Source organism: Methanobrevibacter woesei (genome assembly GCF_003111605.1).
GTDB classification, from domain to species: Archaea; Methanobacteriota; Methanobacteria; order Methanobacteriales; family Methanobacteriaceae; genus Methanocatella; species Methanocatella woesei.
Genome location: NZ_MZGU01000004.1, coordinates 164715 through 190522 on the forward strand (window position 1 = coordinate 164715; position 25808 = coordinate 190522).

At 33.1% G+C, this 25808-nt stretch carries 28 protein-coding genes; 25 read left to right on the forward strand and 3 right to left on the reverse strand.

What is annotated here, in order from left to right:
* Positions 1-314: 314 nt before the first annotated feature.
* From mcrB to MBBWO_RS03415, 22 genes are all read left to right on the forward strand, one after another.
* A complete protein-coding gene (mcrB, locus tag MBBWO_RS03310) occupies positions 315-1646 on the forward strand; it encodes a coenzyme-B sulfoethylthiotransferase subunit beta (RefSeq protein WP_116669463.1) in 1332 nt (443 codons plus the stop codon).
* 40 nt (positions 1647-1686) lie between these two features.
* Positions 1687-2142 carry a methyl-coenzyme M reductase operon protein D gene (mcrD, locus tag MBBWO_RS03315; RefSeq protein WP_116669464.1) on the forward strand — a complete coding sequence of 152 codons (456 nt, stop codon included), beginning with the start codon at positions 1687-1689 and terminating at the stop codon, positions 2140-2142.
* A 1-nt stretch (position 2143) separates the two neighbouring features.
* Complete coding sequence (gene mcrC / locus MBBWO_RS03320) at positions 2144-2743, forward strand: methyl-coenzyme M reductase I operon protein C (RefSeq protein ID WP_116670020.1); 600 nt, start codon at positions 2144-2146, stop codon at positions 2741-2743.
* Between the two features lie 2 nt (positions 2744-2745).
* Positions 2746-3507, forward strand: a complete 762-nt coding sequence (gene mcrG / locus MBBWO_RS03325) for a coenzyme-B sulfoethylthiotransferase subunit gamma (protein ID WP_116669465.1) — start codon at positions 2746-2748, stop codon at positions 3505-3507.
* Between the two features lie 2 nt (positions 3508-3509).
* Entirely contained in the window at positions 3510-5165 is a 1656-nt protein-coding gene (gene mcrA, locus MBBWO_RS03330) for a coenzyme-B sulfoethylthiotransferase subunit alpha (RefSeq protein WP_116669466.1), read from the forward strand.
* Positions 5166-5412: 247 nt separating this feature from the next.
* Positions 5413-6291, forward strand: a complete 879-nt coding sequence (mtrE, locus tag MBBWO_RS03335; RefSeq protein ID WP_116669467.1) for a tetrahydromethanopterin S-methyltransferase subunit E — start codon at positions 5413-5415, stop codon at positions 6289-6291.
* Positions 6292-6304: 13 nt separating this feature from the next.
* The gene (mtrD, locus tag MBBWO_RS03340; RefSeq protein ID WP_116669468.1) at positions 6305-7006 is read left to right on the forward strand and encodes a tetrahydromethanopterin S-methyltransferase subunit D; all 702 of its coding nucleotides are present in this window, start codon (positions 6305-6307) and stop codon (positions 7004-7006) included.
* 1 nt (position 7007) lies between these two features.
* The gene (gene mtrC, locus MBBWO_RS03345; RefSeq protein ID WP_116669469.1) at positions 7008-7817 is read left to right on the forward strand and encodes a tetrahydromethanopterin S-methyltransferase subunit MtrC; all 810 of its coding nucleotides are present in this window, start codon (positions 7008-7010) and stop codon (positions 7815-7817) included.
* Positions 7818-7833: 16 nt separating this feature from the next.
* Complete coding sequence (locus MBBWO_RS03350) at positions 7834-8163, forward strand: tetrahydromethanopterin S-methyltransferase subunit B (protein ID WP_116669470.1); 330 nt, start codon at positions 7834-7836, stop codon at positions 8161-8163.
* Entirely contained in the window at positions 8164-8880 is a 717-nt protein-coding gene (gene mtrA, locus MBBWO_RS03355; RefSeq protein ID WP_116669471.1) for a tetrahydromethanopterin S-methyltransferase subunit A, read from the forward strand.
* A 12-nt stretch (positions 8881-8892) separates the two neighbouring features.
* The gene (locus MBBWO_RS03360) at positions 8893-9099 is read left to right on the forward strand and encodes a tetrahydromethanopterin S-methyltransferase subunit F (RefSeq protein ID WP_116669472.1); all 207 of its coding nucleotides are present in this window, start codon (positions 8893-8895) and stop codon (positions 9097-9099) included.
* A 12-nt stretch (positions 9100-9111) separates the two neighbouring features.
* On the forward strand, positions 9112-9360 hold the full coding sequence (gene mtrG, locus MBBWO_RS03365; protein WP_116669473.1) for a tetrahydromethanopterin S-methyltransferase subunit MtrG: 249 nt from the start codon (positions 9112-9114) through the stop codon (positions 9358-9360).
* A 15-nt stretch (positions 9361-9375) separates the two neighbouring features.
* Positions 9376-10314, forward strand: coding sequence for a tetrahydromethanopterin S-methyltransferase subunit H (gene mtrH / locus MBBWO_RS03370; protein WP_116669474.1), 939 nt, complete (start codon positions 9376-9378; stop codon positions 10312-10314).
* Between the two features lie 182 nt (positions 10315-10496).
* Complete coding sequence (locus MBBWO_RS03375) at positions 10497-11969, forward strand: methanogenesis marker 14 protein (RefSeq protein WP_116669475.1); 1473 nt, start codon at positions 10497-10499, stop codon at positions 11967-11969.
* A 24-nt stretch (positions 11970-11993) separates the two neighbouring features.
* Positions 11994-12599 (forward strand): NTP transferase domain-containing protein, encoded by a 606-nt coding sequence (locus tag MBBWO_RS03380; protein ID WP_116669476.1) that lies wholly within the window; start codon positions 11994-11996, stop codon positions 12597-12599.
* Between the two features lie 71 nt (positions 12600-12670).
* Complete coding sequence (locus tag MBBWO_RS03385; RefSeq protein WP_116669477.1) at positions 12671-12937, forward strand: PRC-barrel domain-containing protein; 267 nt, start codon at positions 12671-12673, stop codon at positions 12935-12937.
* A gap of 95 nt (positions 12938-13032) precedes the next feature.
* On the forward strand, positions 13033-13797 hold the full coding sequence (gene sufC / locus MBBWO_RS03390) for a Fe-S cluster assembly ATPase SufC (RefSeq protein ID WP_116669478.1): 765 nt from the start codon (positions 13033-13035) through the stop codon (positions 13795-13797).
* Complete coding sequence (locus MBBWO_RS03395; RefSeq protein ID WP_116669479.1) at positions 13748-15004, forward strand: SufB/SufD family protein; 1257 nt, start codon at positions 13748-13750, stop codon at positions 15002-15004. Before sufC ends, MBBWO_RS03395 begins: the two co-directional genes overlap by 50 nt.
* Positions 15005-15318: 314 nt before the next feature.
* The gene (locus MBBWO_RS03400) at positions 15319-15744 is read left to right on the forward strand and encodes a hydrogenase iron-sulfur subunit (protein ID WP_116669480.1); all 426 of its coding nucleotides are present in this window, start codon (positions 15319-15321) and stop codon (positions 15742-15744) included.
* A gap of 15 nt (positions 15745-15759) precedes the next feature.
* Positions 15760-16686: an NADH-quinone oxidoreductase subunit B family protein gene (locus MBBWO_RS03405; protein ID WP_116669481.1), complete on the forward strand. Its 927-nt coding sequence runs from the start codon at positions 15760-15762 to the stop codon at positions 16684-16686.
* Positions 16687-16688: 2 nt separating this feature from the next.
* The gene (locus MBBWO_RS03410; protein ID WP_116669482.1) at positions 16689-18113 is read left to right on the forward strand and encodes a Ni/Fe hydrogenase subunit alpha; all 1425 of its coding nucleotides are present in this window, start codon (positions 16689-16691) and stop codon (positions 18111-18113) included.
* 16 nt (positions 18114-18129) lie between these two features.
* Positions 18130-19371 (forward strand): 4Fe-4S binding protein, encoded by a 1242-nt coding sequence (locus MBBWO_RS03415; protein ID WP_116669483.1) that lies wholly within the window; start codon positions 18130-18132, stop codon positions 19369-19371.
* A 59-nt stretch (positions 19372-19430) separates the two neighbouring features.
* Here MBBWO_RS03415 and pyrC read toward each other — a convergent pair whose 3' ends face one another.
* Positions 19431-20687, reverse strand: a complete 1257-nt coding sequence (gene pyrC, locus MBBWO_RS03420; protein ID WP_116669484.1) for a dihydroorotase — start codon at positions 20685-20687, stop codon at positions 19431-19433.
* A gap of 82 nt (positions 20688-20769) precedes the next feature.
* On the opposite strand from pyrC, the gene MBBWO_RS03425 reads away from it, so the two are divergent.
* Positions 20770-21879: a nucleotidyltransferase family protein gene (locus tag MBBWO_RS03425; protein WP_116669485.1), complete on the forward strand. Its 1110-nt coding sequence runs from the start codon at positions 20770-20772 to the stop codon at positions 21877-21879.
* Here the strand turns inward: MBBWO_RS03425 and MBBWO_RS03430 are convergent.
* Positions 21876-23324, reverse strand: a complete 1449-nt coding sequence (locus MBBWO_RS03430) for an LIM domain-containing protein (RefSeq protein ID WP_116669486.1) — start codon at positions 23322-23324, stop codon at positions 21876-21878. The genes MBBWO_RS03425 and MBBWO_RS03430 overlap by 4 nt on opposite strands.
* A 262-nt stretch (positions 23325-23586) precedes the next feature.
* Entirely contained in the window at positions 23587-23817 is a 231-nt protein-coding gene (locus MBBWO_RS03435) for a KEOPS complex subunit Pcc1 (RefSeq protein ID WP_116669487.1), read from the reverse strand.
* A gap of 278 nt (positions 23818-24095) precedes the next feature.
* Between MBBWO_RS03435 and rplJ the strand changes: the two genes are divergently transcribed.
* On the forward strand, positions 24096-24578 hold the full coding sequence (gene rplJ, locus MBBWO_RS03440) for a 50S ribosomal protein L16 (protein WP_116669488.1): 483 nt from the start codon (positions 24096-24098) through the stop codon (positions 24576-24578).
* 142 nt (positions 24579-24720) lie between these two features.
* Positions 24721-25728 (forward strand): SIS domain-containing protein, encoded by a 1008-nt coding sequence (locus tag MBBWO_RS03445; RefSeq protein WP_116669489.1) that lies wholly within the window; start codon positions 24721-24723, stop codon positions 25726-25728.
* The last annotated feature ends 80 nt before the right edge of the window (positions 25729-25808 follow it).

Genomic DNA, 25808 nt, shown 5'->3' on the forward strand with positions numbered 1-25808 from the left:
AATTAATGGAATAATTTATTAATATGTGGTGTTTAATTCATTTTTAATTATCTATTAATTATTTGAATGAATTATATTCCTTTTTAAAAGTATTACCTTTTGATTTATTTATCTTAAAATGGTGCTTCTTAATAAATCTTTCTAAAACATTCAATAGGTAATATTTATATTATATCTAATTTAAAATAAAATTTGTATACCATATGGCTGGCTATTGCAAAGACTTGCTTTGTAGCTACTCAATTAGAAACAAAAAATATGTTTGTTTTTGAGAGTTGGTATATCTATTAAACTCTATAACTAGGAGGGAAAAAATGGCAAAGTTTGATGATAAAGTCGATTTATACGACGATAGAGGTTCATTAGTTGTATCTGATGTACCAATCGAAGCTTTAAGCCCACTTAGAAACCCTGCAATTCAAAACATCGTTAAAGGTGTAAAAAGAACTGTTGCAGTAAACTTAGATGGTGTAGAAAAAGCTTTGAGAACTGGTTCCATCGGTGGAGATAAATCTAAAATTTTAGGAAGAGAATTAGATCTCGACATCGTAGGTAATGCAGAAGCAATTGCTGAAAAAATGAAAGATATGATACAAGTTTCTGAAGATGACGATACTAACATTACTCCAATTTCTGGAGGTAAAAGGTTATTAGTACAAATCCCATCTGTCAGAATTGATGTTGCTGCTGAGTATTCTGTTGCACCATTATCTGCTGCATCTACTTTAGTTCAAGCAATTATCGAAACTTTCGATGTAAGTATCTACGATGCTAACTACGTAAAAGGTGCAGTATTAGGTAGATACCCACAATCTGTAGATTACAAAGGAGCTAATATTGCTACTATGTTAGACATTCCACAAAAACTCGAAGGTCCTGGTTACGCTTTAAGAGGAGTAAAAGCAAACGATTTCGCTGCTGCTACTTTAAAAAACACTTTCCAAGCTACTGCATTAGCTGCTATCTTCGAACAAACTGCTATGTTTGAAATGGGTGACGCTTTAGGTGCTTACGAAAGATTACACTTATTAGGTTTAGCTTACCAAGGAATGAACGCAAACAACATGGTATTAGACTTAGTTAAAGAAAATGCTGCTGAAGGTACTGTTGGTAGTGTAGTACAAGGTACTATTGCTAGAGCAGAAGCTGATGGCGTAATCGCTCCACAAAAAGACTTAGGCGGATTCAACCTCTACAACACTGATGATGCAGCTTTATGGAACGCATATGCTGCTGCTGGTGCTACTGCAGCAACTATGGTAAACGTTGGTGCTGCTCGTGCTGCTCAAGGTATTCCATCTACTTTATTATACTTCAATGATAACATTGAATTTGCTACTGGTTTACCAAGTATCGATTACGGTAGAGCAGAAGGTGTAGCTGTAGGATTCTCTTTCTTCAGTCACTCTATCTACGGTGGTGGAGGTCCTGGTCTCTTTAACGGTAACCACGTTGTAACAAGACACAGTAAAGGATTCTGTATACCTTGTGTAGCTGCTGCTATGTCTTTAGATGCAGGAACACAACTCTTTTCACCAGAAGCTACTTCTGGATTAATTAAAGAAGTATACAGTCAAATTGATGAATTTAGAGAACCTCTCAAATATGTTGCTTTAGCAGCTGATGAAATTAAAGGTGACATCTAATTAATTTAGTTTAAAATCTAATTGGAAGAAGGTCAAAATAATGGATATTGAGATATTTCCACATAGAGTTCTTGGAAGTGACACAACTGAAAAGTTATTAAATGAAATTGAAGCTCTTAATGATGTTAAAAGAACTGTTATTCACGGTCCAAGATTCCCAGCAAATGAAGAAACTTTACCACCTAAATTTAGGGAACGTAGAGTTATCAATATTAATGGTGAAGATGTTATTCTCAAAGTGAAAACAGGCAGAATTTTTGTTGAATTAACAATGGAATCCACTATAAAACAAATAGATGAAATTTGTAAGAAACATATCCCATATGGTTATGATATTAATCAAGATAAATCAAATTATATCCGTAAAGAAAGGACTGTTTCTGACAGAATTAAATATGGTGAAGCAGATTTGCCTGATGAATTAATTGGAATGACTGATCAATATTCAAGTTTTGAAGACCACGTAAATATCTTAAGAAAAGATCAATTTGATTAATATGATAGGACGCTGTACTCACGTTGTAGATTGTAGGGAAACAAGCGGTATGGGAAAAGGTGGAAGTATCGCACAAAGAGGTACTTTTGCTGAATGTGGTACTGATGTTTTAGCTGTTGCTATGTCACCAGGTCGTAGACATATTACCAAACCAGTATGTGAAATTACTTTCGGATTACGTGAAGCAAATGTTTTAACTAGTACAATGGTTTTAAATGCAGGTGCTGGAGTTCCTCATGATGCTCCTGCTTCTGGTGGTACCTTATTTGGGCTCACTGATAAGGAAGTAGAACAAATGAAGAATTTTAAACTACTTGTGGTCCACTTAGGTGGAGTTAAAAATCACATTATATACAAAGCAAGATTAATTCTAAGGAATGTTAATAAAAATTGCATCATTATATGTGAATCCCCAGTAGACTGTGAAGATTTCGCTAAGATTGGTATTAAAACTTCTAAAGTAATGCCATCTGAAGAAAATATTAAAACAAAAGGTACAATTGTTGACATTGTTACAGGTGTTATTCGTGGTGAAACAGCTTCTCAAGAACAATTAGATGAAATTATTAGAAAAGTTAAATTAGCATTAGGAGATGCATAATTATGGTACAACTTTATCCAGGTACTTCTCAGGTTGCTCAAAATAGAAGAAACTTTACTGACCCTGATTACGAGTTAGAAAAGTTAAGAGAAATCTCTGACGAAGACGTAGTAAAAATATTAGGTCACAGAGCTCCAGGTGAAGAATATAAAAGTGTTCACCCACCATTAGATGAAATGGATGAGCCTGACGACATTGTAAGAGAATTAGTAGCCCCTATTGACGGTGCAAAAGCAGGGGACAGGATTAGATACATTCAATTCGTAGACTCTATGTACTTTGCTCCAGCTCAACCTTACTTAAGAGCTAGATCATACTTATACAGATTCAGAGGAATTGATACCGGTACTTTATCTGGAAGACAAGTAATCGAAGCAAGGGAAAGAGATATTGAACGTATTTCTAAAATACTTTTAGAAACCGAGTACTTTGATACTGCAAGAACTGGTATTAGAGGTGCAGGTGTACACGGTCACTCTTTAAGACTTGATGAAAATGGTTTAATGTTTGATATGCTTAGAAGACAAGTATTCAACAAAGAAACTGGTAATGTTGAAATGGTAAAAGACCAAATCGGTACTGACTTAGATGAACCAGTTGTTTTAGGTGAACCATTAGATGAAGAAATTTTAAAAGAAAAAACCACTATTTACAGAATTGATGGTGAAGCATACAAGGATGATGAACAAGCAGTAGAAGTTTTAAGAAACATCCACGTTTCAAGATCCTTTGGTGCATTTAATCCAGAAAAAGGATGGGATTAAATATGGCAGATAAAAAATTCTTAGATGCAATGAAACAAAAGTTCAGTGAAGATCCAACTGATGATAGAACTACTTTCTATAACATGGGTGGTTGGAAACAATCTGAAAGAAAAAGTGCTTTCGTAAAAGAAGGTCAAGAAATAGCTGAAAAAAGAGGAATCCCAATGTACAACCCAGACATTGGTACTCCTTTAGGTCAAAGAGCTTTAATGTCTTACCAATTATCTACCACTGACACTTTTGTTGAAGGTGACGATTTACACTTTATTAACAACTCAGCTATCCAACAAGCTTGGGATGATATTAGAAAAACTGTAATTGTAGGATTAAACACTGCTCACAACGTTCTTGAAAAAAGATTAGGTATTGAAGTAACTCCTGAAACCATTACCGAATACTTAGAAACTGTAAACCACGCTATGCCTGGTGCAGCAGTAGTTCAAGAACACATGGTAGAAACTGACCCATTAGTAGTATCCGACAGTTACGTAAAAGTATTTACTGGGGATGACGAATTAGCAGACGAAATTGACTCTGCATTTGTATTAGACATTAACAAAGAGTTCCCTGAAGAACAAGCTGAAGCTTTAAAAGCTGAAGTTGGTGGAAGCATTTGGCAAGCTGTAAGAATCCCTGGTATTGTAGGTAGAGTTTGTGATGGAGGTACTACTTCCAGATGGTCTGCTATGCAAATTGGTATGTCCATGATTTCTGCTTACAACCAATGTGCTGGTGAAGGAGCTACTGGTGACTTCGCATACGCATCCAAACACGCAGAAGTTATCCACATGGGTACTTACTTACCTATCAGAAGAGCAAGAGCAGAAAACGAACTTGGTGGAGTTCCATTCGGTTTCATGGCAGATATCTGTCAAGCAACTAGACTTTACCCTGACGACCCTGTACGTTCTTCATTAGAAGTAGTAGCTTTAGGTGCAGCTTTATACGACCAAATTTGGTTAGGTTCTTACATGTCTGGTGGTGTAGGATTTACTCAATATGCTACCGCTGCATACACTGATAACGTTTTAGACGACTTCAGTTACTATGGTCAAGATTATGTAGAAGACAAATACGGTGGATTATGTGAAGCTCCAAACAACATGGACACTGTTCTCGATGTTGGTTCTGAAGTAACTTTCTACTCCTTAGAACAATACGAAGAATACCCAGCTTTACTTGAAACTCACTTCGGTGGTTCTCAAAGAGCTGCTGTTGTTTCCGCAGCTGCTGGTATTTCCACTGCTTTCGCAACTGGAAATGCACAAACTGGTTTAAGTGCATGGTACTTAGCACAATACTTACACAAAGAACAACATTCCAGATTAGGATTCTACGGTTACGACTTACAAGATCAATGTGGTGCTGCTAACGTATTCGCTATCAGAAACGATGAAGGTTTACCACTTGAAATGAGAGGTCCTAACTATCCTAACTATGCAATGAACGTAGGTCACCAAGGTGAATACGCTGGTATCGCACAAGCTCCTCACTCTGCTCGTAAAGATGCATGGGCTTTCAACCCATTAATCAAAATTGCATTTGCTGACAAAAACTTAATCTTTGACTTCAGTAAACCTCGTGCAGAATTTGCTAAAGGTGCATTAAGAGAGTTCGAACCATCCGGTGAAAGAACTGCTATTACTCCAGCAAAATAGATATATTGACTTAGAATAAATGGGTATCCTTTACCCATTTATTTTTAAAAAAAATTTAAGCTTACCTTAAAAAATTTTAGTAAAACATTTATATTAATATATAAAAAAATTATCTTATCAATAGAATTTACTATTGATTGTAATCTTTTTGATTTACATACATTAATTTCAATATTCAAATGGATTGAATATTATTTCATGTTTATTAAATGATCAAATTTAATAAAAAAATATGGAGGAAAAAATTATGGACCCTGTAACATTAGGTGTTGTTGCATTGATGGGTGCTGTTGCAACTATCGGTGGGGCTGCAGAGGACTTAGAATCTGATATTGGTTCTCAAAGTAACCCTAACTCACAAGTTCAATTAGCTCCTCAAATGGGACATTTACACCGTATGATAAACAAGGCGGCTTCTGGTGAACCGGTCGCTTATGGTGTTTGGTGTGGTATCGCTGGTGCTATTGCATTTATTTTAATGGAATTTTCTGTTTTCCCAATTATAGCTATTGCAATGGGTGCTTGTGTTGCTGCTTTAGTTCACGGTATTTACACAGTTACAGCACATATGGGTAGGATTGTTGGTCAATCTCAATTCGAACAACCTTTATTTATGGATGTGCTAACTCAATCTTTAGGACCTATTGTTGGTCACGGATTTATAACTACTTTTTGTCTTGTCGGAGTTTCTTATTTAATGATTATCCCAATTAATGGTACTGCTTTACATGTATTCCCATTACCTATGTTAGCTGTTCTTTGGGGTATTACCCTTGGAGCAATTGGTTCTTCAACTGGGGACGTTCATTATGGTGCAGAAAGCGAATATCAAAAATTCGACTTTGGTGGAGGTACTCCTGTAGCTATTCAAGGAGATATTGTTACTAAAGCTCCTGTTGGTGCTAAAAACTCCATGGATGTCGTAAACTTCTGTGCTAAATTTGGTGGACCTTTAACTGGTTTATGTTTCGGTCTCGTTGTATTCTTCAGTTTCTGGAATACTGTTGTATTTGGAATTTATGGCGGAATCGTTGTAGGTATTATAATTGTCATTTTATTAATTATCTTAAATGACAGATTAGAAGTATTTGCAAGAAACGCTTATGGACCATATGAGGAAGAATAAGGAGGTTTTCATTATGGATCCAATTACATTAATTTTATTTATCGCAATCGGTGGTGTCCTCATCGGTGCTGGTGTACATTTCATTCCTGTAGGAGGAGCTCCTGCAGCTATGGCTACCGCAACTGGTGTAGGTACTGGTACTGCAATGTTAGCAGCTGGTGCAGGTTTAACTGGACTTATTACTGCTGCATCCATGACTGGTGAGCCATGGTATATTATTGGTATCGGTGGTGCTATTGGTGCTATGATTATGATGGGTATTACTATGTACATTGCTGATTTAATTTATGTATATGGTGTAGGTGTTGTACCTGCAGCTTCTAAAGTAGAAGTTGACCCTATTACTGGACGTAACCAAGAAAAGTATAAAACTCCTGGTACTGAAGGACACGGTGTACCTACTTCTTCATTTATTAGTGGTATTATAGGTGCATTATGTGGTGGTTTCGGTGGAGGTATGGTTTACTATGCTATCAACCTTGCTGCTACTGAAGGTTCCTTTGTAACTGACCCTACTATGACTATTGGTTTAGCTGCTATTTTAGGTACTGGTGTTTTCTTCGTTAACGCAGTAATTGCATCTTATAACATTGGTGGTACTATTGAAGGTTTCACTGATCCTAAATTCAAAAGGATTGGTACTGGAGCAGTAGCATGTTTAATTGCATCTATTGTTTTAGGAATATTCTGTGTATTATTAACAGGAGGTATATAAGATGTCTGCTGGAGGAAGTGGAGAAGCAACTGGCTCAATTAGCTCCGTTCATTTATTAATTTTAGGTATCGTTGGTGGATTAATTGGTATTTATGTAGCACCATACAGTACATTATTCGGTTCTGCTATTGCAGGACTTGGTGGTGTCTGTGCTATCGTATGGGGTGCTGATGCTATTCGTAGAGTAGCTAGTTACGGTTTAGGTACTGGTGTACCATCTATCGGATACATGTCTTTATCTATTGGTATTGTCGGTGCATTAGCTGGTATCGGTATTGGTTACAGTTTCCCTCAATTAGAAGTTGCTGGACCTGTTATCGGTTTAATCTTCGCAATGATTATTGGTTTAATTGTAGCTGTTGTTGCTAAAAAAATTGTAGGTATGAAAATCCCTATTTTAGAAAGATGTACTATGGAAATTGCAGGTGCTGCAGCTTTATCTGTTTTAGGATTCTCTGTTGCTATCACTGGAACTTATGATATTGAAGCTGTTTTAGAACATGTTGTTGGTACTGGTTTTATTGCTGTATTCTTTATTATGAACACAATGGCAATCCAACACCCATATAACGCATGTTTAGGACCTAACGAAGATCAAGTAAGAACTCTTAAATGTGCTGCTTCCACTGCATTCTTAGCAATGATAATTACCGGTATTTTATCTGTAATTACTGGTGGAGTAAGTTGGTTTATTGTATTAATCATTGGTTTAATTGGATGGGTCATTTCATTCAGAGCATTCGTAAATGCTTCCTATGGTGCAGCTGCATCTGTAAAATGGTCTGGTCTTTGGCCTAAATTAGAGGAATAAATAGGAGTGTATGATTATGGTTGAAATGTTACCTATGGTTCAAGTCGTACCTGAAATGAATTTAGCTCTTGACCCTGCTACTGGATTATTAGGAGCTTCATTAGGTTCAGGTGTAGTAATTTTATCAATGGATGATGTTGATGCGGCAGTAGCAAAAGTTGAACAAGCTGCTGATGATTTATTTAATGCATTAGATCCAAATGTAAGTCCATCTAACTCATTCCCAGGAAGGGATGGTTCTTATGTAACTGCAGGTTTATTAACAAACACTGTTTACGGATTTTTATTAGCAGTTGTCATCATCTTTGCTGCAATGCCTATATTAATAAGTTTGGGGGTTTTATAGATGGCTGACAAAAAATCACCTGCAGAAGGATGGCCGGTTATTAGTGGAGACTATGTTGTAGGGGATCCTGAAAGTCCTGTTGCTGTAACAACTTTAGCTTCTCACATTGAAGCAGATCTTTCTGGTGCAGCTATTGCAGGACCTTGTAAAACTGAAAACTTAGGTGTAGAAAAAGTTGTTGCAAACATTATTTCAAATCCTAACATTAGGTTTTTAATATTATCCGGAGCTGAAGTACAAGGACATATTACTGGTCAAAGTTTCAAAGCATTACATGAAAATGGTTGTGACCCTGATAAGAAAAAAATTATCGGAGCTACTGGTGCTATTCCTTTCGTAGAAAATGTTCCTTTAGATGGTGTTGAAAGATTCCAACAACAATTAGAAATCGTTGATATGATTGATGTTGAAGATGTTGGAGCTATCAATGCTAAAATCAGCGAATGTGTTGAAAAAGATCCTGGTGCTTTTGAAGAAGAAGCTATGGTTATCTCTGTAGAAGACGATGATGGCGATGCAGATGATGGAGAAGAAATGAGAGTTGTTTCTGCTGAAACTGCATTAATTGAAGCTAGGATGAGAAATATTTATACCAAAACTGAAATGATTGGTGCTGTTCAAAAGGATATGGCTGGTAATTACGCAGGTAAAGTACAAGGTATTATGATTGGTTTAATTTTTACCTTAGTTATCGGTTCTTTATTCTTATTCTTCTAGGGGGATTAAATTATGGTAAAAATTTCTAACAAACCAAATGTTAATGGAATTAACAATGTTTCAGAAGATGTGGATTATAGTGCAAAACTTATCGCTAGGGAAGGTAAACTCTTTGCTGGTTTAATCAATACTAGATTCAAAGGATTTGCTTACGGTATCATATTAGCACTTGTGTTAATTGTTATCATCCCAGCTATTGCAAAACTTTGCGGATTATAGAGGTGTTTTTAAATGAGTGATGGAGAAAAATCAATACCTCAAGTAATGGTTTCCGCTGATGATTTCAACGCTCTTGCTGCTAGATTAGATGATGCAGAAGAAAAAGTTGATTTCACTCTTGGGGAATATTATCAACGTTTAGGTCAACAAACCGGTAGAGATGTTGGTATTTTATACGGTATGATTATAGGTTTATTCATATTAGTTATTGCAATTAAATATAATGTAGTATCTGTAATCATGTCATTATTCGGATTATAGAAGGAGGATTTTGTAATGTTTAAATTTGATAAAGAACAAACAGTATTTGATTTTGCTGGCGTTAAAATGGGTGGACAGCCAGGGGAATACCCAACTGTTTTAGCAGGTACCATCTTTTATGGTGGACATAATATTATTAATGATGAATTGACTGGAGACTTTGATAAAAACAAAGCAGAAGCTTTAGTTAAAGACATGGAAGAAATGTCAGATGTTACAGGTAACCCATGTATTGTTCAAGTATTTGGACAAACTGAAGAAGCTATTGTAAAATACTTAGAATTTGTCGGAGATATTTGTGACAAACCTTTCCTTATAGATTCTACTTCTGGTGATGCTAGAGTAGCTGGTGCAAGATATGCTGATGAAGTTGGCTTAACTGAAAGAGCTATTTACAACTCCATTAACATGGCTGCTGACAAATCTGAGTTAGATGCTCTTGCTGAAACAAACATTTCTGCTTCTATTATCTTAGGTTTCAACCCAATGAACGCTACTGTAGATGGTAAAATGGCTATGTGGGAAAACGGTGACGACGGTGCTTACGAAAAAGGTTTACTCGAAGTTGCTGCTGACTGTGGTATCGACAAATTTATGATGGATACTGCTGTAACTCCATTAGGTCAAGGTGCAGGTATTGCTGCAAGAACTACCTTTGCAGAAAAAGCTAAATGGGGATACCCTGTTGGATCTGGTATTCACAACGTACCATCCGCATGGGACTGGTTAAGAGACTATAAAAAAGCAGGAAACAAAACTGCTTACACTGTTTGTGATATTGGTGCAAACATTGTTCAAGTAATGTGTGGTGGAGACTTCGTTCTCTTTGGACCTATCGATAACGCAAAAATCGCTTTCCCTGCTGTTGCTCAAACTGATATGTTCGTAGCTGAAGCAGCTAAAGATATGGGAACTGAAGCTATCGAAGAACACCCACTCAACAAATTATTATAGATTAGAATCCTTTTCTAATCTTAATAATTTTTTAATAAAATTCTTATTTTTACAAATTCTTTTGTTTTATCAATTAACTACTCTTTTTTGCTATTTTTCAAAATTTATTTAATAAAATTTATATTAATCTTAAAAGATATTATAAATCAGTTTATATTTAATGAATTTTGAGGTTTTTTATAATGTCTTTTTTAGATAAACTTTTTAATAAAGGTCCTAAGCCTATTATTGCTAAATCTCGTACAGGAAATTTAGATATTTTAAGGGCTAATAAAGCAGGTCCTGCAAGTCCGGGTGCTGTTAAAAAACCAGATGTTTTTTATGTTACTGCATCTGTTGAACTTGGTAACACAACTACTAAATGTGTAGTAATGGCTACTAATTTGAATACCAGTGAATCTTATTTACTAAATAAAACTGTTAAAATGACAAGAGATATTAGGCCTCCAAAAGCTAATGAAGAGGTTTTTGGTAAAACAGTTTGGGGTATTGAACTTTCTAAGGAAGCAGTAGCTGAAATGATTAAAGATACTGTATTAGAAGCTCTTAGAAAAGCTAATGTTGATAAAGAAGAAGATTTGGATTTTGTTGTTAGATCTACTGGTGTAACTGCTGGTTTTGCTACTGCAGAAGAAGCAGGTAAGCTTGTTATCGCACTTGCAGATGGATGTTTAGATGCAGGAATTCCTCCTAGAAAAATGTCTCCTGCTATGAGTACTTCTCAATTACCTGATAGGCTTCAAAAATATTCTCTTTTAGATAATGTCATGTTTGATGGTGCTGTTGTTAGTGTTATTCCTCCTCAAGGTAAAGAAGCTGTTGCTAATGAAATGGAAGGGGAACTTGTTACTGCGGGTATTAAATTAGGTGCTAAATGGACTGAAGTGGATTATAGGAATCCTTGTGTTAGTTTAGACTTTGGTTCTACACTAGCTGGAAGGATTGTTAATGATAATCAGCCTTATGCTAATACTGTTGGTAACTTTTTAGGTTTAGCAGGAGTTATTTCTGATTCATTAGCTAGAGGTTCTGGTGAAGTTGATAAAGAAGGTGGTGCAGCACTTGATTTATACACTGATAAGTTAGTTAAGAAAGGAGATAAAAAGAAAGCTCAAGCTAATGCTGAGGAAGTTCACAAACTTATTGATATTAGAAAAGTTCCTCTTGATGTTGATAGGTTTGGTACTGTTCCTTTAAATCCTAAAGCTGCAGCAGATGCTGGAACTACTCTTATTGGTTGTGATGTAGGTACTAATGGTGATAAACTTCCTGATTTAATGGATTTGGGTGGAAAAATTTATGAAAGGGATGGTTTACCTACTTTATTATCAACAATGGATTATGTAAGTGCTAAAATTGTTTCTCGTTGTTTAGATATAGCTTTTGAAGAAAATGTAATTACTGAAGGTTCTGCTTTAGGTATTACTGGTAGGGCAGGAGTTACTGGTCGTAAACCTGAACTTATTTTAGATTATGCTAAAGATAAATTTGATAAAGTGGTTTTTGTTGAAGATGGTCTTGCTTTAGGTTCAGCTATTATGGCTCGTTGTATGAATTCAATGGGAACACAAAAGAATCCTATTGGTGGTTGTCAAGGACAAAGGTGTATCCTTGGTAAAAGAATGAAAATGCAAGGTAGTAAATTTGCCAAATAAATTTACTCCTTTTTATGATTTTTTATGATTTATGCAGTTATAATGTCTGGGGGTAAGGGGACTCGTTTAAAAGCAGATGTTGAAAAGCCCCTTTTTAAACTTAGAGATAAACCATTAATAGATTATGTTATAAAAAATCTTTCAGATTCAAAGTTTATTGATAAGATTTTTGTTGCAGTTAGTCCTAATACACCAGTTACAACTAAGTACTTAACTTCTTTAGATAGTTCTTTTGAGATTATTGATACTCCTGGTACTGATTATCTCAATGATTTGTCTTTTATTTTAGACTTTTTTGAAAAGAAATCTAAAGATGATACTTTGCTTGTTATTAATGCAGATTTACCATTTATATCAAGCGATCTTATTGATTATGTTATTGGGCATTACTTGTCATTAAATGTAGAGTCTTTAAGCACATTAGTCCCAGTTGAAATTTTTAAAGAATTAAATTTACTTTATTCTTATGATTTTGATGGATTGGTGCCTTCTGGTCTTAATATTCTTAAAACAAGAAATGTTATTCAGGAAGAAGAAAATCTTATTTTGTCTAAAGTTGAATTAGCTATTAATATTAATACTCTTCAAGATGCATCAATAGCTAACTCTTTGTTTAATTCATTTTTCTAAATTAAGTCTAATGATTTAAATATAATGAAATTATATAAATATATTAATTATAACTTACTGCAGGTGATGTGATGGAAAATAGAAATATCCCTAAAAGAGAAGAAAAATTATGGAGTGAAATTAAAAATTATCAAGTTGCTACTAATAATGCACGTATTCTCGGTGTATTAGATGAGCTTATTATCAATGAAAAAACAGGTAAAATCGTGGATATTGCAATTAAAGTCGAAAGTGGTCGTAATATTCATGTTAAAGGAGCTAAAAGAAACGGGGATTTATTATTAGTTCCTTTTGCTAAGGTTGAAAAAGTTGGGGAATTTATTATTGTAACTGAATAATATTTCCTTGTTGTTTTTTTTATTTTTTCTTTAACAATAAAACATTGTTAATTTGATTATTTCTTATTTAATTTTATATTTATATAGGTGATTTTATGTTACTTGAAATTAAAAATCTGGCTGTTGAAGTTTCAGGGAAGTTAGTATTAAAAGATATTAACCTTTCTATTGATGAGGGTGAAACTCATGTACTTTTAGGGCCAAATGGAGCAGGTAAAAGTACTTTATTCTTAACTATATTGGGTTTTCCTCAGTATAAAGTTGTTAAAGGATCTATTATATTTAAAGGTCAAGATATTACTGATTTAACCACTGATGAACGTGTTAAATTAGGTATTGGTGTAAGTTTCCAAAATCCTCCAACTATTAGGGGAGTTTCTGTTCGTGATTTACTTAAATTAGAATCTCACCAAGAAATGGATGAAGAATTAAATCCTAGAATGAAAGAGTTAGCTGAAAAACTTAAATTCTCTGATGAATTTTTAGATAGGGATGTTAACTTTGGATTTTCTGGCGGGGAAGTTAAAAGATCAGAAATTTTACAGTTATTAGCTCAAATGCCAGATTTTACCATGTTTGATGAACCAGATTCTGGTGTAGATATTGAAAATGTAGAATTATTATCTGCAGAAATTAGGACATTATTAGACAAAGACAAAAAACATGCACAAAGAAAAAGAAGTGGTTTGTTAATTACTCATTTAGGTTATATTTTAAACTTTGTTGAAGCTGATAAAGCTCATGTTTTAATGGATGGAGAAATCGCTTGTAGTGGTAATCCTAAAGAAATTCTTGAAGATATTAGAAAAGATGGTTTTAAAGGATGTGTTCAATGTGCGCAATGTGGCTCAGGATGCTGAAAAAGCAAAAGATAAAAAAGCTCCATTAGGGGCAGATATTACTATTGAAAATTTCACTAATGAAGAGGTAAATGCTTTAGATTTATTAGATGATTTTGATGATGTTTCTAAGAAAACTAAAGATGCTCTTCTAAAAGTTGGGGTAGATACTGAAGAAAAAGGAAGATCTGCTTCATTTTTCCAAATGGATCAAAGTAATATTTTTAGTAGTTTATTGTCTGATTCAATTGAATTAATGAATGTGGGTGCTGCTTTAGAAAAACATCATTGGTTAAAAGATTATTTCTGGAATGCTGTAAAACCAGACACTGATAAATATACTGCAAAAACTGCTTTAGTTGAAGAAGAAACTGGCACTAAAAGTGGTTATTTCATCAGGTCTTTACCTAACACTCATGAAATTCTTCCTGTTCAAGCATGTATGTTTATTGGTGATGAAGCAGTTATGCAAACTTCACACAATATTGTTATAGCTGAAGAAAATTCTGAACTTCATTTGATTACTGGTTGTGCAACTGGTGATGATGTTTTATCAGCATTGCATGTTGGAATTACTGAAGTTTATTTAAAACCAGGTTCTAAACTTACATTTACAATGGTTCATAATTGGGCGGAACAGGTAGAAGTACGTCCTAGAACTGGAATTAGGATTGCAGATAATGCAACTTACTTAAATAATTACATTTTAACTAGTCCTGTACATTCAATTCAATCTTATCCTACTGCTTATTGTGATGGAGTTAACTCAAGAGCTATTTTCCAAAGTATCCAAGGAGGTACTAAAGATTCTACAATTGATGTAGGTTCTAGAGCTTATCTTAATGCTCCAGGTTCTAAAGCTGAAATTATTTCACGTTCTGTATCTCAAGATCAATCCCAAATTTACTCTAGGGGACATTTAGCAGGTACTGTTCCTGATGTTAGAGGACATTTAGAGTGTCATGGTTTAGTTCTATCTGATGATAGTATGATTTATGCAGTTCCTGAACTTGAAGCTAGTTCTGCTAACTTAGAATTATCTCACGAAGCTGCTGTTGGTAGAATTGATGAAGAAGAGATTAATTATCTAACATCTAGAGGAATTAGTGAAGAAGAAGCAGCGTCTATGATTGTTAGAGGATTTTTAAGTATGGATATTACTGGTCTTCCAGATGAATTAGCTGCTGAAACTCAAAAAATGATTGATATGAGTGTTGAAGGAATTTAATCCTTCTTTTTTCTATTTTTTTTATTTTTTTTAAGATTTTGGTGTGTCTTAACTTTCCTGTTTTAGTATATAAAGTTTGTGGCTTTTTTTTCTAAGTAACCTTTATATTAATTGTTCGCATAATATATAATTAGTACATTAATGTTATGCTGAGCTAGCTCATTAAGTACATAAAATTGTGACTTACGACAAAAAAACCTTTTGTCTAAGTATAAAATTGAAATTTTCATGAAAATATTGTTGTGATTTGGGGAACAAGTTTTTTATGGAGATTTAAGATGAATAAAAAATTTTAATAGAGGAGGAAAAACTCTATGGCTGATGATATAAAAATTGTAATGTTTTGTTGCAACTGGTGTTCCTATGGAGGAGCTGACACAGCAGGTACTGCAAGGATGCAATACCCACCGAATATTAGAGTTATTCGTGTAATGTGTTCTGGAAGAATTGACCCTCAATTTGTTTTAAAAGCATTCCAAGAAGGTGCTGATGGGGTATTTGTAGCTGGATGTCACATGGGTGACTGCCACTATGATGCAGGTAATTATAAATTAGATCGTAGAATGAGATTAATTTATAAATTAGTTGAAGATATGGGAATTGGAAGAGAAAGAGTACACCACGACTGGATTTCTGCATCTGAAGGTGAAAAATTCTCTGAAGCTGTTAAAATGATGGTTAACAGAATTAAGGCTTTAGGCCCAGCTCCATTAAAAGAACAATTAGAAGCTGAAGGATAAATTGGAGGAGTTAATATGGCAGATAAAGTAAAAATAGGAACTATGTGGTTAGGAGGCTGTTCTGGTTGTCACTTATCCATTGCGGACTTCCACGAATCTTTAATTGATATTATGGATTTAGCTGATTTTGAATTCTCTCCTGTACTTATGGATACTAAATACGATGAAGTACCTGAATTAGATGTTATCATCGTTGAAGGTGGTATTAGGAACGATGAAAACAGAGAATTAGCTGAAATGTTAAATGAAAAAGCTAAACTTGTTATCGCATATGGTACTTGTTCATGTTATGGTGGTATTCCAGGTCTTGGAAACTTATTTACTGTTGAAGAATTAGAACAAGAAGCATACATCAACTCTGTTTCTACTGTAAACCCTGAAGGAATTATTCCTAACGAAGATGTTCCTGCTCTTGAATCTAGAGTAAGACCATTAGATGCTGTTATGGATGTTGACTTAATGATTCCTGGTTGCCCACCTCGTTCTGATGTAGTAGCTGAAGCAGTTCTCACTTTATTAAGAAATGAAACTATTGAATTACCAGTTACTAACCTTTGTGAAGTATGTCCTAGAGAAAAACCACCTGAAGGTTTAGCTATGGACTTCATTAAAAGACAATTTGAACTTGGTAAACCTGAAGATGATTTATGTTTAATCTCTCAAGGTTTAATTTGTATGGGTCCTGCAACTGTTTCCTTATGTGGTGCTGAATGCCCATCTATTGGAATTCCATGTAGAGGATGTTACGGTCCTACCGCTAAAGTTTTAGATCAAGGAGCAAAAATGATTAGTGCTATTGCATCTGACTACGGTGTAGAAGAAGATAAAACTGTAGACCCTGAACAAGTAGCTGACCAATTAGATGATATTGTAGGTACTTTCTACACTTACACATTACCAGCTGCTTTAGTACCAATGAAAATGCAGAAAGGAGGAGAATAAATATGGTTAAACTTACTATGGAACCAGTAACTCGTATTGAAGGTCACGCTAAAATTACCGTAGAACTTGACGATGCTGGAAATGTTGTAGACACTAAATTACATGTTATGGAATTTAGAGGATTCGAAAAATTCTTACAAGGTCGTCCTATTGAAGAAGTAGCTAGAATTGTTCCTAGAATTTGTGGTATTTGTGATGTACAACACCACTTAGCAGCTGCTAAAGCTACTGACCAAATCTTTGGATTCAAAGATGAAGAAATCTTACCAGCAGCTTACAAAATGAGAGAAATTATGAACTGGGGTTCATTCATGCACTCTCACGCACTTCACTTCTACTTCTTAGCTGCACCTGATTTTATCATTCCTGATGGAACCAGATCCACTAGAAATGTTTTCCAAATCATTAAAGACCAACCTGAAATCGCTCTTCAAGCTATTGAAATCAGAAGAAACGGTTTAGAAATGGTAAGAAAAATCGGTGGTCGTCCTATTCACCCAACTTCATCTACTCCTGGTGGTATTTCCACTTCATTAGATGATGAAACTCAAGCTGACTTATTAAACAGAGCTAAAAGAAATGTTGAATTAGCTCAAGCTACTTTAGACTTAGCTGTTCCTATTTTCGAAGAAAAAATGGACTTAGTTGAATCTTTAGGTAACTTCGGTGACACTAGGCACTGTGGTCTCGTAAACGATGGTGTATGGGATGTTTACAACGGTAATGTAAGAATTAAAGATGTTGACGGTAGTATTTACACTGAATACAAAAACGAAGAATACACTGATGTTGTAGCTGAACACGTAAAACCTTACTCCTGGTTAAAATTCCCTTACATTAAAGAATTAGGATACCCAGAAGGTATTTACAGAGTTGCTCCATTATCCAGGCTTAACGTAGCTGACAAAATGCCTGATGCAGCACCATTAGCACAAGCTGCATTTGAAGACTTCCACGACAAATTCGGATACGCACAAGCACCATTATTATTCCACTGGGCTAGACTTATTGAGTTATTAGCTGCTGCTGAATGTGCTGCTGATGCTTTAGATCAAGATTTATCTGGTGAAAAATTCCCAGGTGAATTAGAAAGAACTGCTGGTAGAGGTGTAGGTATTGTTGAAGCTGCTCGTGGTACTTTAATCCATGATTACGAAACCGATGAAAATGGTTTAGTATCTAAAGCTAACATTGTTGTAGCAACCATCCAAAACAACCCTGCTATGGAAATGGGTATTCAACAAGTAGCTAAAGATTACATCAAACCTGGTGTCGAAATCGATGATAAAATCTTTAACTTAATGGAAATGGTTATCAGAGCTTACGATCCATGTTTATCCTGTGCAACTCATACTATGGATAGTCAAATGAGATTAGCTGAAGTAGATATTGTAGACAGTGAAGGAAACATCATTAAAAAATTCTAAATAAGGGGTTATAATAATGATAGTATTTAACGAAGATGGATGTATAAGATGTGGTGCTTGTGAAGGTACTTGTCCAACTTCAGCTATTGATGTAACTCCTACATACATCCAACACTGTGATACCTGTGGCGGAGAACCAAAATGTGCTGAAGTTTGTCCAGAAGGCGCTTTAAAAGTAGAATACTTATCTATTGATGAAGACTCTATGGATCAACCAAGATTAATCTTCAATTCTACTTTATGTAATGCTTGTGGTAAATGTGAAGAAGCATGCCCACAACAAACTTGTAAACTCACAGGTAATGACTTGATGGGAGTAGAAGGATTCTGTGTAATGTGTCAAAAATGTGTGGACATTTGTCCTGCTGATGCTATTGGAATTCCTGGTATTATTGAACCTAAAGAATGTGAAATTGATATCGAAGGTAAAGGTGCTGTTTACATAGCTGACTGTAAAGGCTGTGGAACATGTGTTGATGAATGTCCTGTACAAGCTATTTCTATTGATAGTATTGGTGAAAAAATTACTATTAATGAAGATGTTTGTATTAAATGTGGTGTATGTTCTCAAACCTGTCCTTGGAATGAATTATACATTTCTGAAAAAGTACCAGTCAAACGTACTAAAGAAATTAAAGCTTTCGATTTAGAAACCTCCAAATGTATTGGTTGTAACACTTGTGTTGAAGCATGTCCTGGAGATTTCATTAAAACTGAAGGTAACACTTTAACTGTACTTCTCCCTGAAGTTTGTGCTGCATGTAGTTTATGTGTAAATCTTTGTCCTACTGATGCTCTTTCAATTGATGTTGAATGGGGAACTCCTGCACCTGCAGATGACGAAGGTTTAGGATACGATGCTGAAAAATGTGACTTTATTGGTGCATGTGCTAATAAATGTCCAACTCAAGCTATTCGTGTTGTCACTAAAACTGGTATGTTATGTCCTGATATGGTACAAGTTGATGAGGAACCTTCATTCACTAGTTGTATTAGATGTGGAGCTTGTGCTGCTGTCTGTTCCGAAGATGCATTAATCGTTGGTTCTATTGAAAAAGTAATTGACGGTGAAACTGTATTAAGAGACAGAATAGAGTTCAACCCATCTAAATGTACTGAATGTGGTGACTGTGTAAATGCATGTGCATATAACATGATCAAGTTAACTGGTGATAAAAAATTACCTGTTGCTGGATTCTGTACTTTATGTGGTCAATGTATTGAAGCATGTCCTCAAGACGCTTTATGTGATAAATAAGGTGGTTAATTCCACCCTTTTTATTTCTTTTTTTTTTTTAAAAAAATTAGTAGTTTTTTTTATAAATTATCCATAACTATTTTTCCTGACACTATTGTCATTACTTGTTTTCCTTTGTATGGATATTTATCAAATGGTGAGTATTCTGCTTTTGTTTTAAATGAATCTATATTGATTTTACCTTCTTTTTTCAAATCGATTACTGTAAAATCTGCATCTTTTCCAATAGCTATTTCACCTTTGTTTTTTAATTGGAATCTTTCTGATGCATTTTTTGAAAGTATGTTAGGTATTAAATTTAAATCAATATTTCCTTTATTTACTTCAGTTAATAGTAATGGAACCACTGTTTCTAAATTTGGTATTCCTGGTGATGAATTCCAGGTTCCTTGTGTTTTTTCTTCTAATGTGTGTGGAGCATGGTCAGTTCCAATTATTGTATTTTCATCAATATCTGCTATATCAATGCTTTCCTCTTTTGTTCTTAGTGGGGGATTTGTTTTTACTAATGTACCATATACCTCATAAGCATCATTAGTTAATAATAAATGGTGTGGTGTAAATTCCCAGCTTATATCCATAAATTTCCTAGCATTTTGTGCTTGAAGTAATGATTTACTGGAGCTTAAATGGCATATATGTAATGAAAGATTATTTTCATCAGATAATTCTATGGCCTGTTTAACTGAAACATCTTCACTAATAGCTGGTCTTCCATAACTGTAATCAATTGCATTTTGATTTTCTTTTTCTTTTAATTTTTCAGAACTTTTATTAACTATCTCTTGGTTTTCACAGTGAGTACATACCAACCCATTATAATCTGTTTCTCTTTTTAACTTTCCTAAATCTTTAAATATTTGTTCAAGTGCACTGTCACTTTCCAAATCCATAAATATTTTGTAAGCTATTGGTTTTAAGCTTTGTACTTTTTTCATCTCTTCATAATTGTTTACTCCTGCTTGAAGTTCAAAGTTTACAATACTTTTTTTCTTTCCAATAGCTAATTTTTCTTTAAATGCTTTGTAGGTATTTGTTTTTGGAAGTGTATTTGGCATATCTATAACTGTTGTAAATCCACCATTTGCTGCACTTTCACTTCCACTTTTAAAATCTTCTTTATGTGTTAAACCAGGATCTCTAAAATGTACATGAGGATCAATAAAACCAGGTAAAATAATATTGGATTTTATGTCTATGGTTTTCTCTCCTTTTAGGGGTGTTTTTGAGATTTCTTTTATTATTCCATTTTCCACTCCAATAAAATATTCTCCATTTTCATTTAATAATTTGCAATTTTTAATAACTAAATCCATAGTTAACACTCCATTATATCTGTTTTAATATTGGATTCTATTTTTTATATTTTTTTATACTATGAAATTAATATTTGATATTATGTCTTTAAAAGATTTTATCAAATCTATTAACTTACGTGATACTGGATTATTTTGGAAGGATTATGAAGCTAGAGATGAAAATAACTACAAAAAATCTGAAGGAGATATCAATTTAATAGCTGATTTTACAGAATATTCTCCATTACATAATGGACATTTTCATTGTATGAAAACAGCTGTTTCAAAGGTTCCAAATAGCATTTTTGTAGCTATTGTTCCAGGATTATTTGAAAGAAGTGGTAGGGGATTACCTTATATTCTTTCCCGTGATGTTAGAGCGGAAATTGCTGTTTCAGTAGGTGCAGATATTGTTGTTGAAGGTCCTCCAATGGGAATCATGGGTTCAGGCCAGTATTCTCTTTGTTTAGCTCGTATGTTTCAAGTATTAAGTACTGATTTTATTCCTAGGGGTTATAAACCCTTTGATGGGTTTGATAACATTTTAGATAGAATAACTATGGGTCACGGTATTGCTCCTAAGCCATATAAAATAGTTGATATGGATACTGGTGAAATTCTTTTAGAAGATAAATTGGAAGAAGATAATTATGTTATTGTTAGCTTTTCAAAATCCCTTAAAAAAATAGGATTTGATTTTAAAGATAAATTTATTTTTGTAAAAAGAATCGAAGGGGTTAGTGGCAGTTTAATCCGTGAAAGTATAGTTAATAATAGTTTAGAAGATGTAAAATCTATGATGCCTCCTGAAACTATTTCTATTTTAAAAAGGGAGATTAATAAAAATAGGGCACCTTTACATAATCTTAGGCTTGATGAAAAAATCATTGATAATGTAAATAATTTATCTTTTAAAGAATTATCAAATTTAAACTTTTTTAATGATGAATTAGCTAATAAATTTATTGAATTTAGAAAAAATAATTCTTTTAAATCAATTGATGATGTGTTAAATATTTTACCTTACGGATTTTCTACAAATTTTAATGCTCGTGTTTTAAGCATTCTTGAAAATCCAATTGAAAAAGAAGTAATTTCTGAATATATTAAGCATTATCCTTCAGTTATTAGGATTTTAGATTATAAAAATGAAGATGTTTTAGATTTATTTAAAAGGAAAATAAATAATGAAAATATTTCATTATTTTAGATATTTCCTAAAAGATTGCTGAAGAATGTTTGTGGGTCAGTAAGTCCATAAATAGCATCTAAGAATGTAGGATAAGTATCTGTTAATAAGAATAGATATGCTAAATAGAATATGACTATTAAAATTAAAATAATCAATATTATTGTTAATACTATGTCAACAACACTTACTGGCTCTTTTCCATTGATTCTGTAATCACGTTCATGGATTGATTTTTTAGAAGGTCTTACTGTTTGTCTTTCTTTACTGATGTTTTGACGTATTTGTTCTTCTAAAATATTTGTTTCTTCAGGTGTTCTTGAAACTGGTGTTTCCACTTCATGAATACTTCTAGTAGCTGGTTTTGGTTGAACATATAAATCATCTTGTACATATTCTTGTTGTGGTGGATATTGTTCTTGTTGTGTGTATCCTTGAGTGTATTCCATTTGTGTGTATTCTTGTTGTGGTGGATATTGTTCTTGTTGTGTGTATCCTTGAGTGTATTCCTGTGGATTGCTGTTATATTCTTGTGGTTTTACAGGATCTAATCTAGGAGCTTGAGGTTTTTCTTTTTGATATGGTTCATATGGCTCCTCTTTCATCATTTGATTTTCATCATGAATTTGTTGATCTAGAGTACCATAATTGTTGTATGGTTCACCAGTAATTATTTCCTGCTCATATTCTCCGTAAGAGTCATCATAAGCACCAGGTTCACTAGGAACATATGGCTTATCCACTATAGAACCGTATTTTTCTTCATCTTTAGCTAATTGCTCACTTAAAGGCACTTCAGGTTCATCAAAATATAAATCATCGAGATATTGTTCATATTTTTCTTCCAATGCTTTTCTTGCAGATGTTTCCTCAGGTTGATATGAATGATCAGGATATATGAACTCACTTTCTCCTGTATATGCTTCAAATTCAGGCATTGGTTTATTAACATCTTGATAATCGATTTCATCCTGTTCAAGTTCATACATATTCTGATTTCTATAATCATTAATCCTTTGATTATCTTGAAGTGTTGAATATGTTTCTTCTTGAGCTTCAGGGAAACTTACTTCATTAGTGCTATAATCTGGTTCTGGAATTATATTATCCATTGAATCGGTTGAATAAATTGAGTCTGTTGTTTCATATGAATTTTCAATTGGATTTTCTTGATTGAATCCGTCAAATTCATAAATATTTGACTCTTTAGTTTCATAAATATTGTTATTTACATTATAAGTGTCTGCAGAACTAGATGCCTCTTCTGGTAAAGTTTCATTTATTTGATTATTTGGTGTTTCTGAGGATTCAGTGGTAGTGTCTGGTGTTATACCAATGATATTCTCTAAACAATCTTTACAATAAGCTTTTCCAGCTAGTTTTACAGCACATTCTTCGCATAATTCTTTTCCACAGATATTACATTGGTCTATGGCTTCTCTTTCTGGGTGATAGTGACAATCCATAATTACACACTCTTAATCTTGATAAAGAATTTAACTATTACTAATATATTATTTTGTCTTTATATAATTATCGAGCAGTATAAATCTATTAGATTACTGCTTCTAGATAAAGGGATATTTAAAAGTTAATAATGTTTTTTTTTTAATTAAAACTTTGAGTAACTATCTTATTTTTTATGGCTATAAAAATGGTTTTTCAGGATCTTATATCTTTAAAAACAGTAAGTTTATTATAAGTTCTTCAATTTAAAAGGAGAATAAATTAATCCTTTGTTGAGTTTAAAATTTTTTCAACAACTATTTCGGATGCAATTAAATCATCTGCAGTAGCTAAAAAACTGCCTAATGTTTCACTGTTTATAGTATAATTAATTATTTCTTCATTGAGATCTGATTCTACAAATCCTTTGTTATCAATTTCTAATGAATCATATACCATTTTTGAGTTTTTTGAATTATCATATGTAAGTTGTATTTTTCCATTAATTTTCATAGTTCTCAACATCTAAAAATATGTATTTTTAACTATATATATTATATATTATGAAATCTAAAATTATTTGTTATATGATTTTATAATATTTTTTGTAATTTTTACTCCTGTTAAGGATAACATTTATTAATCATTAAATTAATATAATTAAGTATTCTATATACTGATTATATTTACATAGCTACAAATTTTTATAAAGTTTTATTGGAATACTTTAAATAGCTATTTTTTCAGTCAAACAGCTGATGTTTGATTAGGTCATTATTGGAGGAATTTTAATGGTTCGTGCTTATACAAGAAGAGATTATATTAGAAAAACACCAAATTCAAGAATTGTACAATATGATATGGGTAATTTAACTGACGAGTTCCCTGTTTCTGTAAGTCTCGCTGTTAAAAAACCAGCTCAATTAAGACATAACTCTTTAGAAGCTGCAAGGATTGCATCTAACAGACTTATGCAAAGAAAAGCTGGAAGATTAGGTTACCACTTAAAATTAAGAACTTATCCACACCACATTGTAAGAGAAAACCCAATGGCTACTGGTGCAGGAGCAGATAGGGTTCAAAGTGGTATGAGGAATGCATTTGGTAAACCAGTAAGTGTTGAAGCTATTGTTAAAGCTGGTCAAAAAGTTATTACCATTGATGTTCAAAAGAAAAACTTTGAAGATGCAAAAATTGCATTAAAAAGAGCAGCAATGAAATTACCAGTTCCATGCAGAATTGTTGTTGATAAAGGTCAAGACTTAGTTAAATAAGTCTATTCTCTTTTTTACTTTTTTTTAATTATTTTTTAGTATACTTTTTAAGTAATTCTTATTTTTATAGAAAATTATATTAATTGTAACTTCTATATTTTTTAAATAATATTCTGATATTAGTTAATACTAGGTTGATGTTATGGCATATAAAATGTATGATGAAATGATGGAACAACCTAAAGCATTAAGGAAAACATTTGAGTTAGAAGCTTCTAACTTGGATATTGTTTCACAAAAAGTTGTTGATGTTGATAAGATCTATCTTGTAGGTTGCGGTAGTTCAATTTCTACATGTTATAGTGTTAGGGATGCATTAAGAATGTCAACAACTATGAATATAGAAGTATTTTCTGGTTATGAATTTTCTTATAATAAATATCTTGTTAAAGGTGAAAATTCAATAGCTATCTTCACTTCTCAATCTGGTGAAACTGCAGATACATTAGCCGCACTTAGAAAAGCTAATGATTACGGTATTTATACTGTTTCTATTTCTAATGAACCAGACAGTTCTATGGTTAAAGAAGCTAAAACAGCTATTGTTACACGTGGAGATAGAGAAACTGCAATTCTTGGAACTAAAACATACATAACTCAACTAGCTTGTTTATATGAAATTTTATTTAAAAGATCAGATTATGAAAACAAGGATGTTTTATTATCTCAATTACATGAAATGCCTGATTTAATTGAAGATTTATTAATTTCTTGTGAAGAGGACAATAAAAAATTAGCTGAAGAATTTAAAGATGAAGAAATTTTCTATTGTTTAGGTAGTGGTCCTAATTTTGGTCTTTCTTATAAATTAGCTATGACTATGTTTATGGAAGGGGCTATTAAGCATGCATGTCCTTTATATGCTGCTGAATTTAGGCATGGTTTAATTGAACGTGTAGAAAAAGATGTTCCTATTGTTTTTTTATATTCTGATTTTGATTCAGATGAAATCACTCAAAAAGCAATTGATTTTTCTGAAAATCAGGAGTTAAAAATAATTAACTATAAATTATCTGATTATGCTGATGTTGATAAGTTATTATCTCCATTTATATTGGTTATTCCATTAGAATGGTTTATTTATTATTTAGCTCATTTTAATAATGAAGATCCTGGTGCTACAAGGCATATTGGAAAAGTCAGATATTAATTATTTCTTATTTTCTTTTTTTTATTCTTTTTTTCTTAATTATATTAAAGTTCCATTAAATATATTAATTAAAAAAATTA